This window comes from Mycolicibacterium wolinskyi (assembly GCF_002101965.1).
Classification (GTDB): domain Bacteria; phylum Actinomycetota; class Actinomycetes; order Mycobacteriales; family Mycobacteriaceae; genus Mycobacterium; species Mycobacterium wolinskyi.
Window position 1 is genome coordinate 40,806 of sequence record NZ_LQQA01000034.1, and the last position, 16,243, is coordinate 57,048.

Annotated in this window: 15 protein-coding genes; 11 read left to right on the forward strand and 4 right to left on the reverse strand. The window is 68.2% G+C overall.

Annotated elements, in window-relative coordinates:
• The first annotated feature begins 50 nt into the window (after positions 1-50).
• Positions 51-1,025: a pirin family protein gene (locus AWC31_RS34285; protein ID WP_085150047.1), complete on the forward strand. Its 975-nt coding sequence runs from the start codon at positions 51-53 to the stop codon at positions 1,023-1,025.
• A gap of 7 nt (positions 1,026-1,032) precedes the next feature.
• Here the strand turns inward: AWC31_RS34285 and AWC31_RS34290 are convergent, their stop codons facing one another.
• The gene (locus tag AWC31_RS34290; RefSeq protein WP_085150049.1) at positions 1,033-3,180 is read right to left on the reverse strand and encodes an FUSC family protein; all 2,148 of its coding nucleotides are present in this window, start codon (positions 3,178-3,180) and stop codon (positions 1,033-1,035) included.
• Between the two features lie 21 nt (positions 3,181-3,201).
• Positions 3,202-3,768, reverse strand: coding sequence for a TetR/AcrR family transcriptional regulator (locus tag AWC31_RS34295; RefSeq protein WP_085150051.1), 567 nt, complete (start codon positions 3,766-3,768; stop codon positions 3,202-3,204).
• Positions 3,769-3,892: 124 nt separating this feature from the next.
• Between AWC31_RS34295 and AWC31_RS34300 the strand changes: the two genes are divergently transcribed.
• Genes AWC31_RS34300 through AWC31_RS34310 form a run of 3 tightly spaced genes read left to right on the forward strand, consistent with a single transcriptional unit; the run spans position 3,893 to position 6,483 of the window.
• Positions 3,893-4,528 carry a TetR/AcrR family transcriptional regulator gene (locus AWC31_RS34300; protein ID WP_067850061.1) on the forward strand — a complete coding sequence of 212 codons (636 nt, stop codon included), beginning with the start codon at positions 3,893-3,895 and terminating at the stop codon, positions 4,526-4,528.
• Positions 4,529-4,588: 60 nt separating this feature from the next.
• Positions 4,589-5,551: a class I SAM-dependent methyltransferase gene (locus AWC31_RS34305; protein WP_085150052.1), complete on the forward strand. Its 963-nt coding sequence runs from the start codon at positions 4,589-4,591 to the stop codon at positions 5,549-5,551.
• Positions 5,548-6,483 carry a class I SAM-dependent methyltransferase gene (locus tag AWC31_RS34310; RefSeq protein ID WP_085150054.1) on the forward strand — a complete coding sequence of 312 codons (936 nt, stop codon included), beginning with the start codon at positions 5,548-5,550 and terminating at the stop codon, positions 6,481-6,483. Before AWC31_RS34305 ends, AWC31_RS34310 begins: the two co-directional genes overlap by 4 nt.
• 57 nt (positions 6,484-6,540) lie before the next feature.
• On the opposite strand, the gene AWC31_RS37575 is transcribed toward AWC31_RS34310, so the two are convergent.
• Positions 6,541-6,708, reverse strand: a complete 168-nt coding sequence (locus tag AWC31_RS37575) for a hypothetical protein (protein WP_165766104.1) — start codon at positions 6,706-6,708, stop codon at positions 6,541-6,543.
• A 190-nt stretch (positions 6,709-6,898) separates the two neighbouring features.
• Between AWC31_RS37575 and AWC31_RS34315 the strand changes: the two genes are divergently transcribed.
• Genes AWC31_RS34315 through AWC31_RS34340 form a run of 6 tightly spaced genes read left to right on the forward strand, consistent with a single transcriptional unit; the run spans position 6,899 to position 11,187 of the window.
• Positions 6,899-7,765, forward strand: a complete 867-nt coding sequence (locus AWC31_RS34315) for an SDR family oxidoreductase (RefSeq protein ID WP_067849730.1) — start codon at positions 6,899-6,901, stop codon at positions 7,763-7,765.
• Positions 7,762-8,724, forward strand: coding sequence for an NADPH:quinone oxidoreductase family protein (locus tag AWC31_RS34320; RefSeq protein WP_085150056.1), 963 nt, complete (start codon positions 7,762-7,764; stop codon positions 8,722-8,724). Before AWC31_RS34315 ends, AWC31_RS34320 begins: the two co-directional genes overlap by 4 nt.
• Complete coding sequence (locus AWC31_RS34325; RefSeq protein ID WP_085150059.1) at positions 8,724-9,419, forward strand: haloacid dehalogenase type II; 696 nt, start codon at positions 8,724-8,726, stop codon at positions 9,417-9,419. The genes AWC31_RS34320 and AWC31_RS34325 overlap by 1 nt, the downstream gene beginning before the upstream one ends.
• 9 nt (positions 9,420-9,428) lie before the next feature.
• Entirely contained in the window at positions 9,429-10,151 is a 723-nt protein-coding gene (locus AWC31_RS34330; protein ID WP_085150061.1) for a methyltransferase domain-containing protein, read from the forward strand.
• On the forward strand, positions 10,148-10,633 hold the full coding sequence (locus AWC31_RS34335; RefSeq protein WP_085150288.1) for a DUF456 domain-containing protein: 486 nt from the start codon (positions 10,148-10,150) through the stop codon (positions 10,631-10,633). Before AWC31_RS34330 ends, AWC31_RS34335 begins: the two co-directional genes overlap by 4 nt.
• Complete coding sequence (locus AWC31_RS34340; protein WP_085150063.1) at positions 10,630-11,187, forward strand: YceI family protein; 558 nt, start codon at positions 10,630-10,632, stop codon at positions 11,185-11,187. Before AWC31_RS34335 ends, AWC31_RS34340 begins: the two co-directional genes overlap by 4 nt.
• 273 nt (positions 11,188-11,460) lie before the next feature.
• Here the strand turns inward: AWC31_RS34340 and AWC31_RS37580 are convergent, their stop codons facing one another.
• Complete coding sequence (locus AWC31_RS37580; protein ID WP_067849724.1) at positions 11,461-11,769, reverse strand: hypothetical protein; 309 nt, start codon at positions 11,767-11,769, stop codon at positions 11,461-11,463.
• A gap of 6 nt (positions 11,770-11,775) precedes the next feature.
• On the opposite strand from AWC31_RS37580, the gene AWC31_RS38365 reads away from it, so the two are divergent.
• The gene (locus AWC31_RS38365) at positions 11,776-16,236 is read left to right on the forward strand and encodes a cation-translocating P-type ATPase (RefSeq protein ID WP_234817102.1); all 4,461 of its coding nucleotides are present in this window, start codon (positions 11,776-11,778) and stop codon (positions 16,234-16,236) included.
• Positions 16,237-16,243 lie beyond the last annotated feature (7 nt).

Genomic DNA, 16,243 nt, shown 5'->3' on the forward strand with positions numbered 1-16,243 from the left:
CCGTGGTCCGGTTATAGGAGTATCAGCTCAGATACCCCTAGGAGGTACCGATGCCAGCCATCACTGCGGACACCTTGACCTTGCCCCGTATCGCGGCAGCTCAGGCGTCCGACACCGAACGCCCGGTGCGGTCCATCACGACCGGACCGCGTGGTTACGAGGGCGAGGGCTTCCCGGTCGTGCGCGCATTCGCTGGTGTGAGTGCCGCCGATCTCGATCCGTTCGTCCACATGGACCAGATGGGTGAAGTCGAATACGAGCCGGGCGAACCCCGGGGGACCGACTGGCACCCGCACCGCGGATTCGAAACCGTCACCTACATGATCGACGGGCGTTTCGCCCACCAGGACTCCCACGGTGGCGGTGGCCTGATCACCGACGGCGCCACCCAGTGGATGACAGCGGGTTCGGGCATCCTGCACATCGAGACGCCGCCGGCCGAGCTCGTCGAGAGCGGCGGAACGTTCCACGGCATCCAGCTGTGGGTCAACCTGCCCGGTAAGGACAAGTTCGCCAGCCCGCGTTACCAGGCGATCGAAGGCAATGAGGTCAAGCTGCTGTCGTCGGACGACGGTGGCGCGCTGGTCCGGATCATCGCCGGCGAGATCGACGGCAACCAGGGGCCGGGAAGCACGCACACGCCGATCACCATGGCGCACGCCACGATCGAGCCGGGTGCTCAGCTCAACCTGCCGTGGAACCGCGACTTCAACGCGCTCGTCTACGTACTGTCCGGGCGCGGCAGCGTCGGCCCGGTCGCACATCCGATTCACCAGGGCCAGCTCGCGGTGTTCGGCCCGGGTGACCGGATCACCGTGGCCGCCGAGGGAACGCAGGACTCGAACCGGCCCGCGCTAGAGGTTTTGATTCTGGGCGGCAAGCCGATTCGCGAGCCCGTCTTCCACTACGGGCCGTTCGTGATGAACTCGAAGTCGGAGTTGATCCAGGCGCTGGAGGATTACAACGCAGGCAAGTTCGGTCAGATCCCGCCGAACGCGTTGATGCCGCACCGGCCATTGCGGTGATGCCGCGCTAGTTGACCGATTCGGCGGGCTGCGGGTACAGCAACTCCAGCTCGCCGAGATTGGCCGCGACGGTCACCAGCGGCAGGGCCGCCGATACCGCGAGGCCGTCACCGTCGTTGGCCTCGGCGCGCAACGCCAGCACGAACGTGTCGCCGATCGGCACGAGCGCCGAAGTGGTGTCCACGCCGGTGAGCCGGTCGCAGATGGCCTTGGCGTGGGTCTCGATCGACTCGCGCGTCGTCTGGTAGACGCCGAGCGGTGGCGGCACGACGTCGGCGATGAGCTCGGCCGCCGCCCGTACCCGGGTGGCCCGGTTGGCCGCCCGGACCACCGGCGCGCGCTGGTCGGTGGGCCCGCCGTTCTCCGAAAGATACTGGCGCACAGCATCATCCAGCGTCCGCGACGCTTCGAGGCCGGCGTGGCTGAGCGCGATCACCCGGTCGGTGGCCTCCTCGGAGGCACCACGGGTCACGCGCAGCACGGCGGCCTTGAGGAATTCCGCGCCGACGGCGCGGGCCTGGTCGATCGCATTCGCCACCGAGGCCTTCGCGCCGCGCGGCCACAGCAGGACCGACACCACGATGCCGACGAGGGCGCCCACCACAACGTCCTCCACGCGGATCAAGCCCACCTGCCAACCGGTCGGGGCGATCAGGTTGAAGTTGATCAGCACCATCATCGTGAACGCGGCCTGCCCGGCGATGAATGACGCGACCTCGGGCACGTACGCCGAACCGAACGCGACGATCGGCAGGAGGATCCAAAGCACCACCGGATCCACCCCGACCAGTTCGATGAGCACCGCGCCGAGCACGAATCCGATCGCCGTCCCGGCCACGGCCCGCAACACCCGTGTCCCCGTGGTGAGCGCGCTGCTCCGTAGCACCGACATCGCGCCGAGCACGACCCAGAAGCCGTGCTCGACCGGAAACACGTGAGTCACGGCGACCGCCAGCGCAAGCCCAAGGCCCGTGCGCAGACTGTTGCGCAACACCACCGCCCGGGTCGCCAGAAACCCCTTGGCGATGGCCGCGATCGCAACGGTCTCGGGCATCACCCAGTCCGCGGTTCCCGTCTCGGGCAGGCGCCGGCCGAGCACGCGCGCCCAGACCGGCCGGGCATCGGCCAGGGCGGCGTTGCCGATGACACGCCCGGTCACCGCGATGGTCGCCGAGATGGTGCGGCGGACGAGCAGCGTGCGACCGACCTCGACGGCGGCCGCGTCGTCGGCGCTGCCGAGGATCGCGGCGATGTCGTCGCGGTAGGTGCCTTGCGCGACCGTGCGCTGCTCGGCGAGCGCGGCCCACAGGTCCGCTCCCCGCCTTGCGCGTTCGGCGGCGTCGTGGATGCGCAGCACCGCGGCACTGTCGCGCAGGACGCGCACCGCGGGGTCGCGCATCGCACCAAGCAATTCACCCGTCTCGTCGGTGATCCGGTCGGATATCCAGCCCAGGTCGTCGACCACCCGGACCAGGGCGCGGCTTCCCGCGGTGAGGGCGACGGGACGATAGTCAGCGCCGAGGAAGCTGGCGTACAACTCATTCATCGCGCGCGTGACGTCGCGTGCGGATGCCTTGCCTTCCAACCGGTCGGCCAGCTTGCGGCAGACGCGGGCCGCGTACCGGCGCAGTTCGTCGTGGTGGCGCGGAGGAAAGAGGAACAGCGCCGCGGGGACGCAGACCACGAGCGCGATCAGCCAGCCGAGGAGCCGGTCCGGGATGGGCCCGACGGGTGTGCACAGCGGCAGCACGAACAAGAGCAGGGTTGCGCGCTGACCGGCGGCGACGATCTCGCTGAGTACCCCGGAGAACGCCACGACCACACCGATGACGAACATCGACAGCACGCTCAACCAGACGTGCGGCGCGATCAGGGTGCCCAACACGATCAGCACGGCCCCGTTGAACGCCAAGCCGCAGTACGCGAGCGCGCGGGCCGGCCGGTTGCCTGGGAAGTCCGCAGTGATCAGCAGCGAAACCGCGCCGAAGATACTGAACAACGGGGTCTGGGACCCGGCGCCGACGGCGAAGGCGATCGCGGCCGCGATCGGCAACACGATGCCCGCGCGCGCCGCGCGTCGCAGCGCGTCGTACTCGGGGTCGCGATCCCGCAGCCGGTCTGCTGCCCGGTGCCACATGTCGGCCGGGGTCAGCATGAGACTCGATCGTAGGCGTCTCTAGCTGGTTTCCGGTGTCGGAGTGAAGCGGCCCGACTCCAGCGCGTCGCGCAACTGGAACGAAATCCACTTCAGTGCCTCGGTGTCGCGCGGCAGCGTGCTCTGCTCGTAACCGACGATCAGGTAGACACCCCATGCCGCGAAATAACGGGCGTTGAGATCGTCACCGATGATCTCGCGCGCCGACTCGTAGATGATGTCGAACCGCAGTTGATCGACGACGGCCTGAACGGTGTAGACGTCCGGGTCGAGCGAACTCCAGACCCGGATCGCCGCCTCGGCGCCGTGCGGCAGCGCGAGCGCCTCCTCGATGAGGGTTTCGATGCGCCGGTGCGGATCGGGGTCGGCGCGCACGGCCTCCACAACCCGCAGTGTCCGCGCCTGCCGCCAGTGTGCGATGAGCTCTTTGGTGTACGCGGACCAGTTGGGGAAGTAGTGGTAGAACGACCCGGTTGTGACGCCAAGCCGGTTACACACTTCGGCGAGTTTCAGGCCGCCGTAGCCCAGATCGGACAACACGTCCAGACCGGTGTCGAAGTACGACTCCCGTGAAACGACGCCTGCCATCCAGGTCACCCTAGTTCGTCGGTCAAGCCTCAATTTCCGGGGGTATTTGCTGGCAAATCCGCGCGCGAAACTCCGAATAGACACTCTGTGCGAGCGCCGAGGTGACGTGTGGCACAATTTGACCGTGGCGCACATTGCGAGCCGAGGACCGGGTCGTCCTCCGGCAGCTAAGGCAGCGGAGACACGCGAGCGCATATTGCATGCGGCGCGCGAGGTGTTCAGCGAACTCGGCTATGACGCCGCAACATTCCAGGCGATCGCGATCAGAGCCGATCTCACCAGGCCTGCGATCAACCACTATTTCGGTAGCAAACGCGTGTTGTACCGCGAGGTGGTCGAACAGACGAATACGACCGTGATTGCCGCGGGCATCGCCCGAGCGCGGGAAGCCACCACACTTCTCGGCAGGCTCTCGGCATTCTTCGCAGCCGCGATGGACGCCGAATCGGCGGATCGGTCGGCGGCCGCGTTCCTGGTCACCTCGGTGCTGGAGTCGCAGCGTCATCCCGAGCTCGTGTCCGAAGAGCACGACGCGCTCAAGAATTCGCGTGAGTTCGTGGAGTGGGCCGTCAACGACGCGATCGAGCGCGGCGAACTCAATACCGACACCGACATCCCGGCGATCGTCGAAATGCTGGTCGCGGTGATGTGGGGCATGGGGTTTTACGCGGGGTATGTCGGCAGACAGGGCGAACTCGGCATCATCGTCGACAAGTTCGAAATGCTCATGGCCAACAAGCTCTGGCAACTTCGCGATTGAGTGGGGGCGTGACGCACGCCACCCAATAGCCTGGCTAAGTTTTAGTAGCATTGCTACTAAATGACTGATCTGAGCGAAGCGCAGTCCGTACGGGCTGCCGGGGACAGCTGGGACATCACCGAGAGCGTTGGGGCAACTGCGCTGGGCGTCGCGGCGTCGCGCGCCGCCGAGACCGCACAACCCGACCCGCTGATCCGCGACGAGTTCGCGTTCCTGCTGGTGTCGGCGGCGGGCCCGGCCTGGGCCCAGCTCGCGAGCAGCGACCCATACTGGATCGGCGACGACGAGGACGCGCGTCGTATCCACGAGATGGTGCGCAACTATCAGGCCGTGCGGACGCATTATTTCGACGATTATTTCGCCGAGGTCGCGCACGCCGGGATCCGGCAGGTCGTGATTCTGGCCGCCGGCCTCGATTCGCGGGCATACCGGCTGGACTGGCCAGCGGGCACGACGGTGTTCGAGATCGACCAGCCGAAGGTGCTGCAGTACAAGACCGCAACGCTCGATGCGCACGGCGCCGTCGCCCGGTCGCGCTACGTTGCGGTTCCCGTCGATCTGCGCGACGACTGGCCCGCGGCCCTCATCGAGAACGGGTTCGACCCGCTACAGCCCACGGCCTGGCTCGCGGAAGGACTACTGCCGTACCTGCCGGCCGATGCCCAGGACCGGCTCTTCGAATTGGTCGGCGCGCACAGTGCACCCGGAAGCCGGATCGCCGTCGAGGCTTTCAATCTCGATCCCGAGCGCTACACCGAGGAGCGGCGTGCCGAGCGCCGAGCTCGTGGCGCGCACATGTGCACCCAACTCGATCTCGACATCGACGTCGACTCCCTGATGTACGCCGATGCCGACCGGGCCGACGCGGCCGAATGGCTGGCCGCACACGGCTGGGAGGTCGACGCGGTGGCAAGCATTGACGAGATGGCCCGGCTGGGCCGACCGGCCCGAGAAGCCGACCTGGCTGAACTCGGCATGGACAGCGTGCTGCTGCGCGCTCGACTGGACGGAGAAACGCGATGAGCTCACTGCGCACTCATGACGACACCTGGGACATCGCCACGAGCGTGGGAGCGACGGCCGTCATGGTCGCGGCCGCGCGTGCCGGTGAAACCGCGCGCGACGACGCGCTGATCAACGATCCGTACGCGAAGATCCTGGTCGCCGGTGCCGGTACGGGTGTGTGGGAGTCGTTGCTGGACGCCGAATTCGCCAGCAAGATCGAGGACGCCGACCCGGAGGCCGCGGCGATCTTCGAGCACATGGGCAACTATCAGGCGGTCCGCACCCACTTCTTCGACGACTACTTCGCCAAGGCGGTCGACGCCGGAATCCGCCAGATCGTGATCCTGGCGTCGGGCCTCGATTCCCGCGCGTACCGGCTGGACTGGCCCGCGGGCACCACGGTGTACGAGATCGACCAGCCGAAGGTGCTGGAGTACAAGGCCGCCACGCTGGCCGAGCATGGGGTGCAGCCGGCCGCTCAGCGCCGCGAGGTCCCGGTGGACCTGCGGTTCGATTGGCCGAAGGCATTGCGGGACGCGGGTTTTGACGACAGCAAGCCCACCGCGTGGCTGGCCGAGGGCCTGTTGATGTACCTGCCTGCCGACGCCCAGGATCGGCTGTTCGAGCTCGTGACGGAGTTGTCGGCGCCGGCCAGCCGCATCGCTGCGGAAACCGCGGGCGTCAGCTCCAGTGAGCGCCGCGAGGAGATGCGGGAGCGCTTCCAGAAGTTCGCCGACCAGTTCAACCTGGGTTCGGCACTCGACATTCAGGAACTCATCTACGAGGACCCGGACCGCGCCGATGTCGCGGACTGGCTCAACGCTCACGGCTGGCAGGCGCAAGGGCAGCACTCGCTGGACGAGATGAGCAGGCTCGACCGTCTCGTCGAGATGACGCAGGAGCACGACCGCAACGCGTTCTCGACGTTCGTCACCGCCGAAAAGCGCTGATCCACAACAAAAAGGGCGCCCCGATCGGGGCGCCCTTTTGCGTTCGGTGATGGCGTGTCAGCGGCCGTTGCCGAAAACCGGGGCGGTCTGGCTGACGGTGGCGCGCTGCTGGGTGTCCTGCACCCAGTCGTGGTGGCCGATGTCGGCCGACGCCGGTCCGGCGAGGCCGAGCACTGCTGCTGCCAGTCCGCTGGCGACCATTGCGGTGAATCCGAGCTTCTTCATTTTCGTGTCCCCTTCCGTACTCTTTTCTTGACTCATTCAACTTAAGAAGGGCGGTGTTAATTCCACGTGACGTGTGACGTCGCTTACGGAGCCGACCCGGTGCATCGCCGCCGATGGGTCCGCCGTATACAGGGATGGAAAGCCACGCAGCTGTGACAGCCATTACGGCCCGTCGGAGGAGAGGAATCCCATGCCAGGAGTGCAGGACCGCGTCGTCGTCGTCACCGGAGCCGGTGGTGGTCTCGGACGTGAATATGCCCTGACGTTGGCCCGTGAGGGCGCCAGCGTCGTCGTCAACGATCTCGGCGGCGCCCGCGACGGCACCGGCGCCGGCCACAACATGGCCGATCAGGTGGTCAACGAGATCAAGGAAGCCGGCGGCCGGGCCGTCGCCAACTACGACAGCGTCGCCGAGCCCGAGGGCGCCGAGAACATCATCAAGACCGCGATCGACGAGTTCGGCAAGGTCGACGGCGTCGTCAGCAACGCGGGCATCCTGCGCGACGGCACGTTCCACAAGATGACGTTCGAGAACTGGGACGCCGTGCTCAAGGTGCATCTGTACGGCGGCTACAACGTCATCCGCGCGGCCTGGCCGCACTTCCGTGAGCAGAGCTTCGGCCGCGTCGTCGTCGCGACGTCCACGAGCGGTCTGTTCGGCAACTTCGGCCAGGCCAACTACGGCGCCGCCAAGCTCGGCCTGGTCGGCCTCATCAACACGCTGGCCCAGGAAGGCGCCAAGTACAACATCAAGACCAACGCGGTCGCCCCGATCGCGGCTACTCGCATGACGCAGGACATCCTGCCTCCCGAGGTGTTCGAGAAGCTCACGCCCGAGTACGTCGCACCGGTGGTCGCCTACCTGATGACCGAGGAACTGCAGGACACCGATTCGGTCTTCATCGTCGGCGGCGGCAAGGTTCAGCGCACGGCACTGTTCCAGAACGAAGGCGTCACCTTCTCCGACGGCGTGCCGTCGGTCGACGATGTCGCCGCCAAGTGGGGCGAGATCACCGACCTGTCCGCGGCCCAGCAGGCAAGCTTCAAGCTGGGATGAAAGCGCTTGTAGCGCAGGCACTTACCGGCACCGCCGGGCTGGCGTACGCCGACGTCCCCGAACCCGAGTCGCATGACGCGGTGATCGTGGACGTCGGCGCCGCCGGCGTCTGCTTCCCGGATCTGCTGTTGTTGCGCGGTGAGTACCAGCTGCGGCTGGAACCGCCGTTCATCCCGGGCATGGAAGTGGCCGGGACGGTGCGATCGGCGCCCGAGGGGTCGGGCTTCACGCCGGGCCAGCGGGTGTCGGCGTTCACGATGCTCGGCGGCTACGCCGAGCAGGTCGCGGTCAACCCGTCCGGCGTGATTCCGACGCCGGACGGTCTCGACGACGGGGCTGCGGCCTCACTGCTCGGCAACTACTACACGATGCAGTTCGCGTTGGCCCGCCGTGGCGCGCTGCAGCCGGGCGAGACCGTGCTGGTGCTCGGCGCGGCAGGCGGGATCGGTACGGCCTCGATACAGCTCGCCAAGGCGCTGGGCGCACGCGTCATCGCGATGGTGCACCGGCCGGGCGCCGAGGAGTTCGTCTCGGGGCTCGGTGCCGACGTGGTGTTGCCGCTGACCGACGGTTGGCGCCAGGCCGTGCTCGATGCCACCGACGGCCGCGGTGTCGACATGGTCGTGGACCCGATCGGCGGCGAGGCGTTCGACGACGCCGTTCGTGTCTTGGCCACCGAGGGCCGGTTGTTGGTCATCGGGTTCGCCGCCGGAGGCATCCCGACCGTCAAGGTGAACCGGCTGCTGCTGCGCAACGTCAGCGTCGTCGGCGTCGGCTGGGGCGAGTTCGTCAACCGCACGCCCGGCGCACAGGCCGACGTCGGCGCCCAGCTCGGCAAGTTGGTGGCCGACGGGCTTCGGCCCCCGCCGCCCGTGCGCTACCCGCTGTCCGACGGGGTGGCCGCGCTCGACGCCCTGGCCGGCGGGCAGGTGCGCGGCAAGCTGGTCCTGGAGCCGTAATGAAGGCCCTGGCGTTCGACGTGTTCGGGACCGTCGTCGACTGGCGGTCCTCGATCATCGCCGAGCTCGAAACGTTCGGTAAAAGTCAAGGGCTGCAACGGGATTGGCCTGCCTTCGCCGACAGCTGGCGGGCCGGCTACGCCCCGGCGATGGACCGCGTGCGCCGCGGCGAGCTGCCGTGGACCAGGATCGACGATCTGCACCGCGCGATCCTGGTCGACCTGCTCGACGGCGCGGGCATCCGAATCGCCGACGGCGAGATCGATCACCTCAACCGAGCCTGGCATCGGCTCGACCCGTGGCCGGACTCGGTGGCAGGTCTCACTCGGCTCAAGGAACGCTTCGTCATCACCACGCTGTCCAACGGCAACGTGTCGCTGCTGACCAACATGGCCAAACATGCGGGACTGCCATGGGATTGCGTGATCTCGGCGGAGTTGTTCCGGCATTACAAGCCCGACCCCGAGGCATACCTGGGGTGTGCCGAACTGCTCGACGTCGCACCGCACGAGCTGACGTTGGTCGCGGCTCACCCCTCCGACCTCCGCGCGGCGCGCGCGGCGGGCCTCGGAACCGCGTATGTCGCGCGGCCGCTCGAGTTCGGGCCCGGCCGCGCGCCGCATTCGGTCGCGCAAGGTGAGTTCGACATCGTCGCGACGGATTTTGGCGACCTCGCCGACCAGCTCGGTGCGTAGCGTAGAACCATGGACACCGCTTCGAGCCAGGCCTTGCGCAAGGCGCTCGATCTGCTGATCGATCCGCCGGCCGAACCCGATCTCAGCCACGGCTATCTCGATCTGCTCGGAACGGGCAGTGACGCCCCGAAGAACACGGGTTTCATCCAGAAAGCGTGGGCATCGCCACTCGGTTCGATGCTCTATGACCAAGCCCAGTTGCTGAACCGCCGGATCGTGGCGGCATCGCGGCCGCCCATCGACTGGTTGAACATTCCCAGCGGCGGCACCGCACTCGATGTCGGCAGCGGGCCAGGCAACATCACCGCGGCGTTGGCGCGGGCGGCCGGCCTGGACGGCGTGGCCCTGGGCGTCGACATCTCCGAACCGATGCTGGCACGTGCTGTCGAAGCGGAGGCCGGGCGCCAGGTCGCCTTTCTGCGGGCCGATGCGCAGCGGCTGCCGTTCCGCGACGAGAGCTTCGACGCGGTCGTCTCGCTCGCGGTGCTGCAGCTGATTCCCGATCCCGTCGCGGCGCTGTCGGAGATGGCTCGCGTATTGCGGCCGGGCAGGCGCATGGCGGTCATGGTGCCGACGGCCGGGCACGGCGCGGCGTTGCGGTTCTTGTCGAGGGGCGGCGCGCGGCTGTTCGCCGAAGACGAGCTCGGGGATGTGTTCGAAGATCTCGGCCTGGTCGGCGTACGGACCAAGACCCATGGGTTCATCCAGTGGGTCCGCGGGGCCAAGCCGTGAGCACGCTAGGGATCGTTCTCGTCGCGCTGGCGATCGCAATCGGCTTGATCGGCATCGTGGTGCCCATCCTGCCGGGCGGGCTGCTGGTGTTCGCCGCGATCGCGGTATGGGCCGTCGTTGAGCACAACACCGCGTCGTGGATCACGCTCGGTGTGGCGACCGTGCTGTTCGTCGCCGCCGAGGTCATCAAATATCTCTGGCCGGTGCGGCGGATGCGCGCGGCCGAGGTCCGAACGCTCAGTCTCGTGGTGGGCGCGGTGCTCGGCGTCGTCGGCTTCTTCGTGATTCCGGTGATCGGATTGGTGATCGGCTTCGTGGCCGGGGTCTATCTGACCGAGTTGGGCGCCCGCCGGGACTACCGGCGGGCCTGGGCATCGACCGTGCACGCGCTCAAGGGTGTTGCGTTGTCGGTTGGTGTCGAGTTGGTCGGAGCACTGTTGGCGACGATGGCCTGGGTTGCGGGGGTGTTCGCGACAAATTGACCGCCAACGGGCAGTGGACGCTGGACGCCTCGGACGGTGAATTGCTGCTGCACACCGGTGTCACCGGGACCGCGGCACGCATGGGTCATCGGCTGACGATTGCGATGCGGTCGTGGCAGGCGACCGTGCAGTGGACGGGTGACGATCCCGTCGAGGTCGCGGTTACGGTCGACCTCGAATCGCTCGACGTCATCCGCGGCGAAGGTGGCGTGACGCCGTTGTCGGGCGCCGAGAAGAAGCTGGTGCGTGCCAACGCGACTAAGTCGCTGCGGACCGGCAAGTTTCCACACGCCCGATTCCGGTCGACCGCCATCGAACGCGACACCGACGTCATCCGCCTGATCGGCACCCTCGAACTCAACGGCCGCTCCGGCGAGCAGACCGTGGACATCCGGGTCGAGGATGACGCGGATTCGTGGCGAATTTCCGGCGCGGCCGTCGTCGCGCACACCGACTTCGGCATCAAGCAGTACTCGATGATGATGGGCGCCATGAAAGTGGCCGACGAGGTCCGCGTGACGTTCGCGGCCGGGCACCTGAAGGCGACCGCCTAGAGGACGAATAGCTTTGCGCTGCAACGGTTCTTGACGACATCCGAGAAATTCGTTGACGCATGTGTAGATCACGGCGTTAACGGGTATCGACCACAGGATGAACGTGAGGAGTCCGATCATGAACATCGTCTCAGGTGTCGTTCAAACCGTGGGCCGGACTGCGGACGTCGCCACCGCCGCAGCGGGAGCAGTCGGAGGTGCGGCCATCAACGGCGTCGTAGGTGGGATCAAAGGTACCGGAACGGGAATCCGCGAAGGGTTGAGTCGAGGCAGTCACTCGACGGCGGCGGCGGCCGTCACGATGGCCGCGGTCGGCACCGCGGGACTCATCGAATGGCCCGTGTTGCTCACGGTGGGCGGCGCGGCGCTTCTGGTGCACCAGCTCAACGAGCGTGCGCGCGACGGGCACACCGATGAGGGCAGCGCATCGTCAGGATCGTCGGGCACGTCAACCAGGTCGGCGTCGGCACGGTCAACCTCACGGTCGACGTCGTCACGATCGCCCTCCAAGCGTTCGTCGCCGGCCAAGGCTGCGAAGGCATCGGCCCGCCGGGCTTCAGCTGGTTCGTCAACCCGGCGCACCGCTAAGTGATCGCCGGCATCGGACGGGCAATCCAGCGCGCGGCGACCGTGGCCACGACGGTGGCCGCGACACCCGTCGTGCTGACAGTCGGAACCGGTATGCGCCTGGCGTCCGGATCCGTTGGATTGGCCACCCGCCTCACATCACTCGAGACGCTCCAGTCCGCGCGCACGGCGGCCACCGAATTCGTCGGCGGCAGGCCGGGGCGCCGCTATTGGCGCGGGGATGAGCGGTGCTGGATCGAGGTTCGCGGGCTGCAGTCAGAGCACGGAAGCGAGATCGGCGCTGCCGTGGCACGTGCGGTCCGCGCGCAACCCGGTATCCGCTCGGCGAAACTCAACTATCCGCTGTCACGCATCGTGGTCGAATTCGACGACTCCTCCGAAACGCCGGATGTGCGGCAACTCAGCGAGATCGTCGCTGCCGCCGAAACGTGCGGCTCCGACGAGCACGCGGCTTCGGCCGCCGAACTCCCCGGCGACGGCATCGCGTTGGCCGGAAAGGTGATTGCGGCCGCCGCGAACGGTGCGGGCGTCTGCGTGGCGACGGCCGGCCGGGCGTTGATGCTGCCGCGACTGCCCGCCGGCCTGACCGCTGCCGTGACGCTCGTCGACTATCAGCCGCGGGTGCGGTCGCTGCTCGAATCTCGGCTGGGCCCACAGGCGGCCGACGCGACGCTCGCCATCGCGGCCGCGACGGTCTACGCCCTCACGCAGTCGCCTGCGGCGGTCGCCGTCGAATTCGTCCGCCACCTCTCACAGGTTGCAGAAGCCGTCGCGGCATCCAACGCCTGGCAAGTTCACGAACCCGCGCTGGCCTCCGAGGCCGAGTGCGCTGACACGATTCCGGCACCGCCCCGACCGCATCCACTGCCCGCCGGTGCGGTCGAACGGCACGCCGAGAAGTGCGCGCGGGCACAAGCTGTCGCCGCCGCATCTGCCGGCGTGCTCGCCCGCAACCTCAACACCGCGGCGACTGCCGCGGTGGTCACGGCGCCCAAGGCCGGCCGCAACGCCCGCGAGGCGTTCGCGAGCTCGCTCGGTCGCGGACTGGCCGAGCGGTTCGATGTATTGCCGGTCCGGCCGCGCGCGTTGCGGATGCTCGACCGCATCGACGCCGTTGTCGTCGATCCGCGGGTGCTCGTGACGGACGAACTGCGAGTCGGTCAGTTCCGTGACGTCGCCGAACGCGACCGCGCCGCGGTCTGGCAGTGGGCACAGGACAAACTCGACGAGGGTGCGCTGTCGGCGGGCTGGCACACACCGGATTTGGGTGGGGCAGCACGCAATGGCCGGGCTCACGGCAAGGTGCTCGTCCGTCACGCGCATGATCCCCTGGCCCAGAGTCTGCTCGGCGAGATCCGTCGGGCCGGTGCGCATGCCGTGTCCCTGGATCTCGACGAGCTCGGCGATCTGCGTTCGTCGTTCGACGATCTGTACCCACCCGACGGCGGTATCGATGCCGCGCTCGCCGGGGCCGTCGACGCCCTGCAGCGCAACGACCGCACCGTGGCCGTGCTGTCGGTGGATTCGGCGCGTGCGCTTCGGGCCGCCGACCTCGGGGTCGGACTGCTCAGTCCGCACGGTGGAACACCTTGGCACGCCGATCTTCTCGCGGGCGACCTGGAGGCCGTGTGGCGCATCCTGCACGCGATGCCCGCGGCACGCCGGGCCAGTGAACGTGGCGTCGAACTCGCGACGAGCGGCTCGTTGCTCGGTGCGCTGCTGATGATTCCAGGTGTTCGTGGCGTGGGTCCCGGTCCGGTGACGGCCGGTGCTGCCGCCGGTCTGGCCACCGGGTTCATGCTTGCCCGCGGGGTACTGCTCGATCCGGCTCCTGCGCCGGCCCCGGTGGAGGACTGGCACGCCATGACACCCGATCAGGTGCAGCGGCATCTCGCTGTTTCGGAACGTGCTCAACCGCAGGAGGTTTCACCGATCGGACCGGCGGTGGTACGCCGGATCGGCGGCTCTGTCCGCCAACAGGTGTCCGAACTCGCCACCGCGCTGCGTGGTGAACTGTCGGATCCCTTGACCCCCGTGCTCGCGGTCGGCTCCGCCGCGAGCGCATTACTGGGCTCACCGGTCGACGCCGTTCTCGTCGGGTCGGTGCTGACCGGAAACGCCGTACTCGCTGCCACCCAACAGGTTCGGGCCGAGCGGCTGCTGCGACGGCTGCTGGCGGTTCAGGATCCGCCGGCCCGCCGGGTCGTCGGTGACGGGTACCAGAACGTTCCGGCCGCGCGGTTACGGCCCGGTGATGTGATCGAAGTGCGCGCGGGTGAAGTGGTGCCTGCCGATGCGCGGATCATCTCGGCGGTCGATGTCGAAGCCGACGAGGCGGCGCTCACCGGTGAGTCGCTGCCGGTGGCCAAACAGGTCGACGCGACACCGGGTGCGGTTCTTGCCGAGCGGCACTGCATGATTCACGCCGCCACGACGCTCGTGACCGGCACCGCGGTGGCCGTGGTGACCGAGGTCGGCGCGCAGACCCAGGCCCGGCGTGCGGCCGACATCGGACGCCGCGAAGGTCAGGCGGTCGGGCTGCAATCCCAGCTTCGCGAGCTGACCAACCGTGCACTGCCCTACAGCCTCGCGGGCGGCGCGCTCGTCAGCGGCTTGGGCGTCCTGCGCAAGCTGCCGTTGCGCAGCGCGGTGGCCAGCGGCGTGGCAGTCGCTGTCGCGGCCGTGCCCGAAGGGCTGCCGCTCGTGGCCACGCTCGCCCAGCAGGCGTCGGCCCGGCGGTTGACCCGTGCCGGCGCGCTCGTGCGAAGCCCCCGATCAGTCGAGGCGCTCGGTCGCGTCGACGTCGTGTGCTTCGACAAGACCGGCACCCTCAGCGAGAACCGGCTGCGGGTATCGGAGGTGCAACCGGCGGGCAAGTTGTCGCGCGAGGAGGTGCTCGACTGTGGGGCCCGTGCCACCCCGCCCAAGAACGGCGACCACCATGAGCACGCGACCGACGCCGCGGTCGCGGAAGCAGGCAGATTCGACTTCGGCACGATCGACGGCAATGTCGCGTACCTGCCGTTCCGGTCCGGCCGTAAGTTCTCGGCCTCCGTGATCGGCGAGGTGCTCTCGATCAAGGGTGCGCCCGAGGTGGTGCTGGCTGCGTGCGGTGCCGACGCCATGGCGGGCAAGGTCGACGAGATGGCGCGCAGTGGACTGCGGGTCATCGCGGTCGCGCGGCGCGTGCTGACGCCGGCGCAGGCCGAGCGCGCCCGCGCCGAAACCGACGACTTCGCCGACTTGTGCCGCGAAGAGCTCGAGCTCGTCGGGCTGTTGGGGCTGTCCGATACCCCGCGCTCGGAGTCGGCAGCGTTGCTGAAGTCGTTGCGGCACCAGGGCATCGGCGTGCGGCTCATCACGGGCGACCATCCGGTGACAGCCAAAGCCATCGCGGCAGAGCTGGGCATGCCGGTGACCGCCGATCAGGTCATGAGCGGCGAGGAATGGGTCGCGATGCCACGCCGCAGCCAGGAGCGTGCGGTCGCCGAAAAGCGCGTGTTCGCCCGGATGTCGCCCGAACACAAGGTCCAGATCGTCCAGACGCTGGAACGCACCGGCCAGGTGTGTGCGATGGTCGGCGACGGCGCCAACGACGCCGCGGCCATCAGAGCCGCCACCGTCGGCATCGGCGTCGCATCGCGCGGCAGCGATCCGGCGCGCAGCTCGGCCGATGTCCTACTGCTCGACGGACGGATCGGCGCGTTGGTCGACGCGCTCGACGAGGGTCGCCATCTGTGGCGGCGGGTCCAGGCCGCGGTGTCGGTCCTGCTCGGCGGGAACGCCGGTGAAGTGGTGTTCTCGATCATCGGCAGTGCACTGACCGGGCGGTCACCGCTCAACACCCGCCAACTGCTGTTGGTGAACATGATGACGGACGCGCTGCCGGCCGCGGCCCTCGCCGTGAGTCCGGCGACCCGCTCGGTCGATGGTGCCGGGCATGGTCCGGATCAGGCCGCGCTGTGGCGTACGGTCGCGATCCGCGGGGCGACGACCGCGGGTGCGGCGACGGGCGCCTGGCTGCTGGCGGGCTTCACGTTGACGCCGCGTCGCGCGTCGACCGTCGCGCTCGTGGCGCTGGTCTCCACCCAGCTCGCCCAGACGCTGATCGACTCCCACAGCCCGTTGGTGGTCACCACCGCGGCGGGTTCATTGCTCTTGCTGGGTGCGTTGATCAGCACACCGGGTGTCAGCCAATTGCTCGGTTGCACGCCGCTCGGTCCGGTCGGGTGGACGAACGCGCTCGCGGCAGCAGGTGTGGCGACCGCGGCGGCTGCCGTGGCGCCGCGGTTGGTCGCCAGATTTCAGTCGTCGATCTCGACGACGCCGCAACGCCACAACACCGCATACAGCTCCCGCAACGGGATGGCCAATGCGCGCGTCACGACGTCGGTCAATGGATCCGCACTCACGACTCACACGGTGCGAAGGTCAAGCGTCGAGAAATCGAAAACGACATGACGGAAAG

Coding starts and splice junctions, on each gene's coding strand:
- AWC31_RS34305 (WP_085150052.1), top strand. CDS start 4,589: ATGACTGATCTGAGCGAAGCGCAGTCCGTACGGGCTGCCGGGGACAGC.
- AWC31_RS34285 (WP_085150047.1), top strand. CDS start 51: ATGCCAGCCATCACTGCGGACACCTTGACCTTGCCCCGTATCGCGGCA.
- AWC31_RS34290 (WP_085150049.1), bottom strand. CDS start 3,180: ATGCTGACCCCGGCCGACATGTGGCACCGGGCAGCAGACCGGCTGCGG.
- AWC31_RS34330 (WP_085150061.1), top strand. CDS start 9,429: ATGGACACCGCTTCGAGCCAGGCCTTGCGCAAGGCGCTCGATCTGCTG.
- AWC31_RS34295 (WP_085150051.1), bottom strand. CDS start 3,768: ATGGCAGGCGTCGTTTCACGGGAGTCGTACTTCGACACCGGTCTGGAC.
- AWC31_RS34310 (WP_085150054.1), top strand. CDS start 5,548: ATGAGCTCACTGCGCACTCATGACGACACCTGGGACATCGCCACGAGC.
- AWC31_RS34325 (WP_085150059.1), top strand. CDS start 8,724: ATGAAGGCCCTGGCGTTCGACGTGTTCGGGACCGTCGTCGACTGGCGG.
- AWC31_RS37575 (WP_165766104.1), bottom strand. CDS start 6,708: ATGAAGAAGCTCGGATTCACCGCAATGGTCGCCAGCGGACTGGCAGCA.
- AWC31_RS34320 (WP_085150056.1), top strand. CDS start 7,762: ATGAAAGCGCTTGTAGCGCAGGCACTTACCGGCACCGCCGGGCTGGCG.
- AWC31_RS34315 (WP_067849730.1), top strand. CDS start 6,899: ATGCCAGGAGTGCAGGACCGCGTCGTCGTCGTCACCGGAGCCGGTGGT.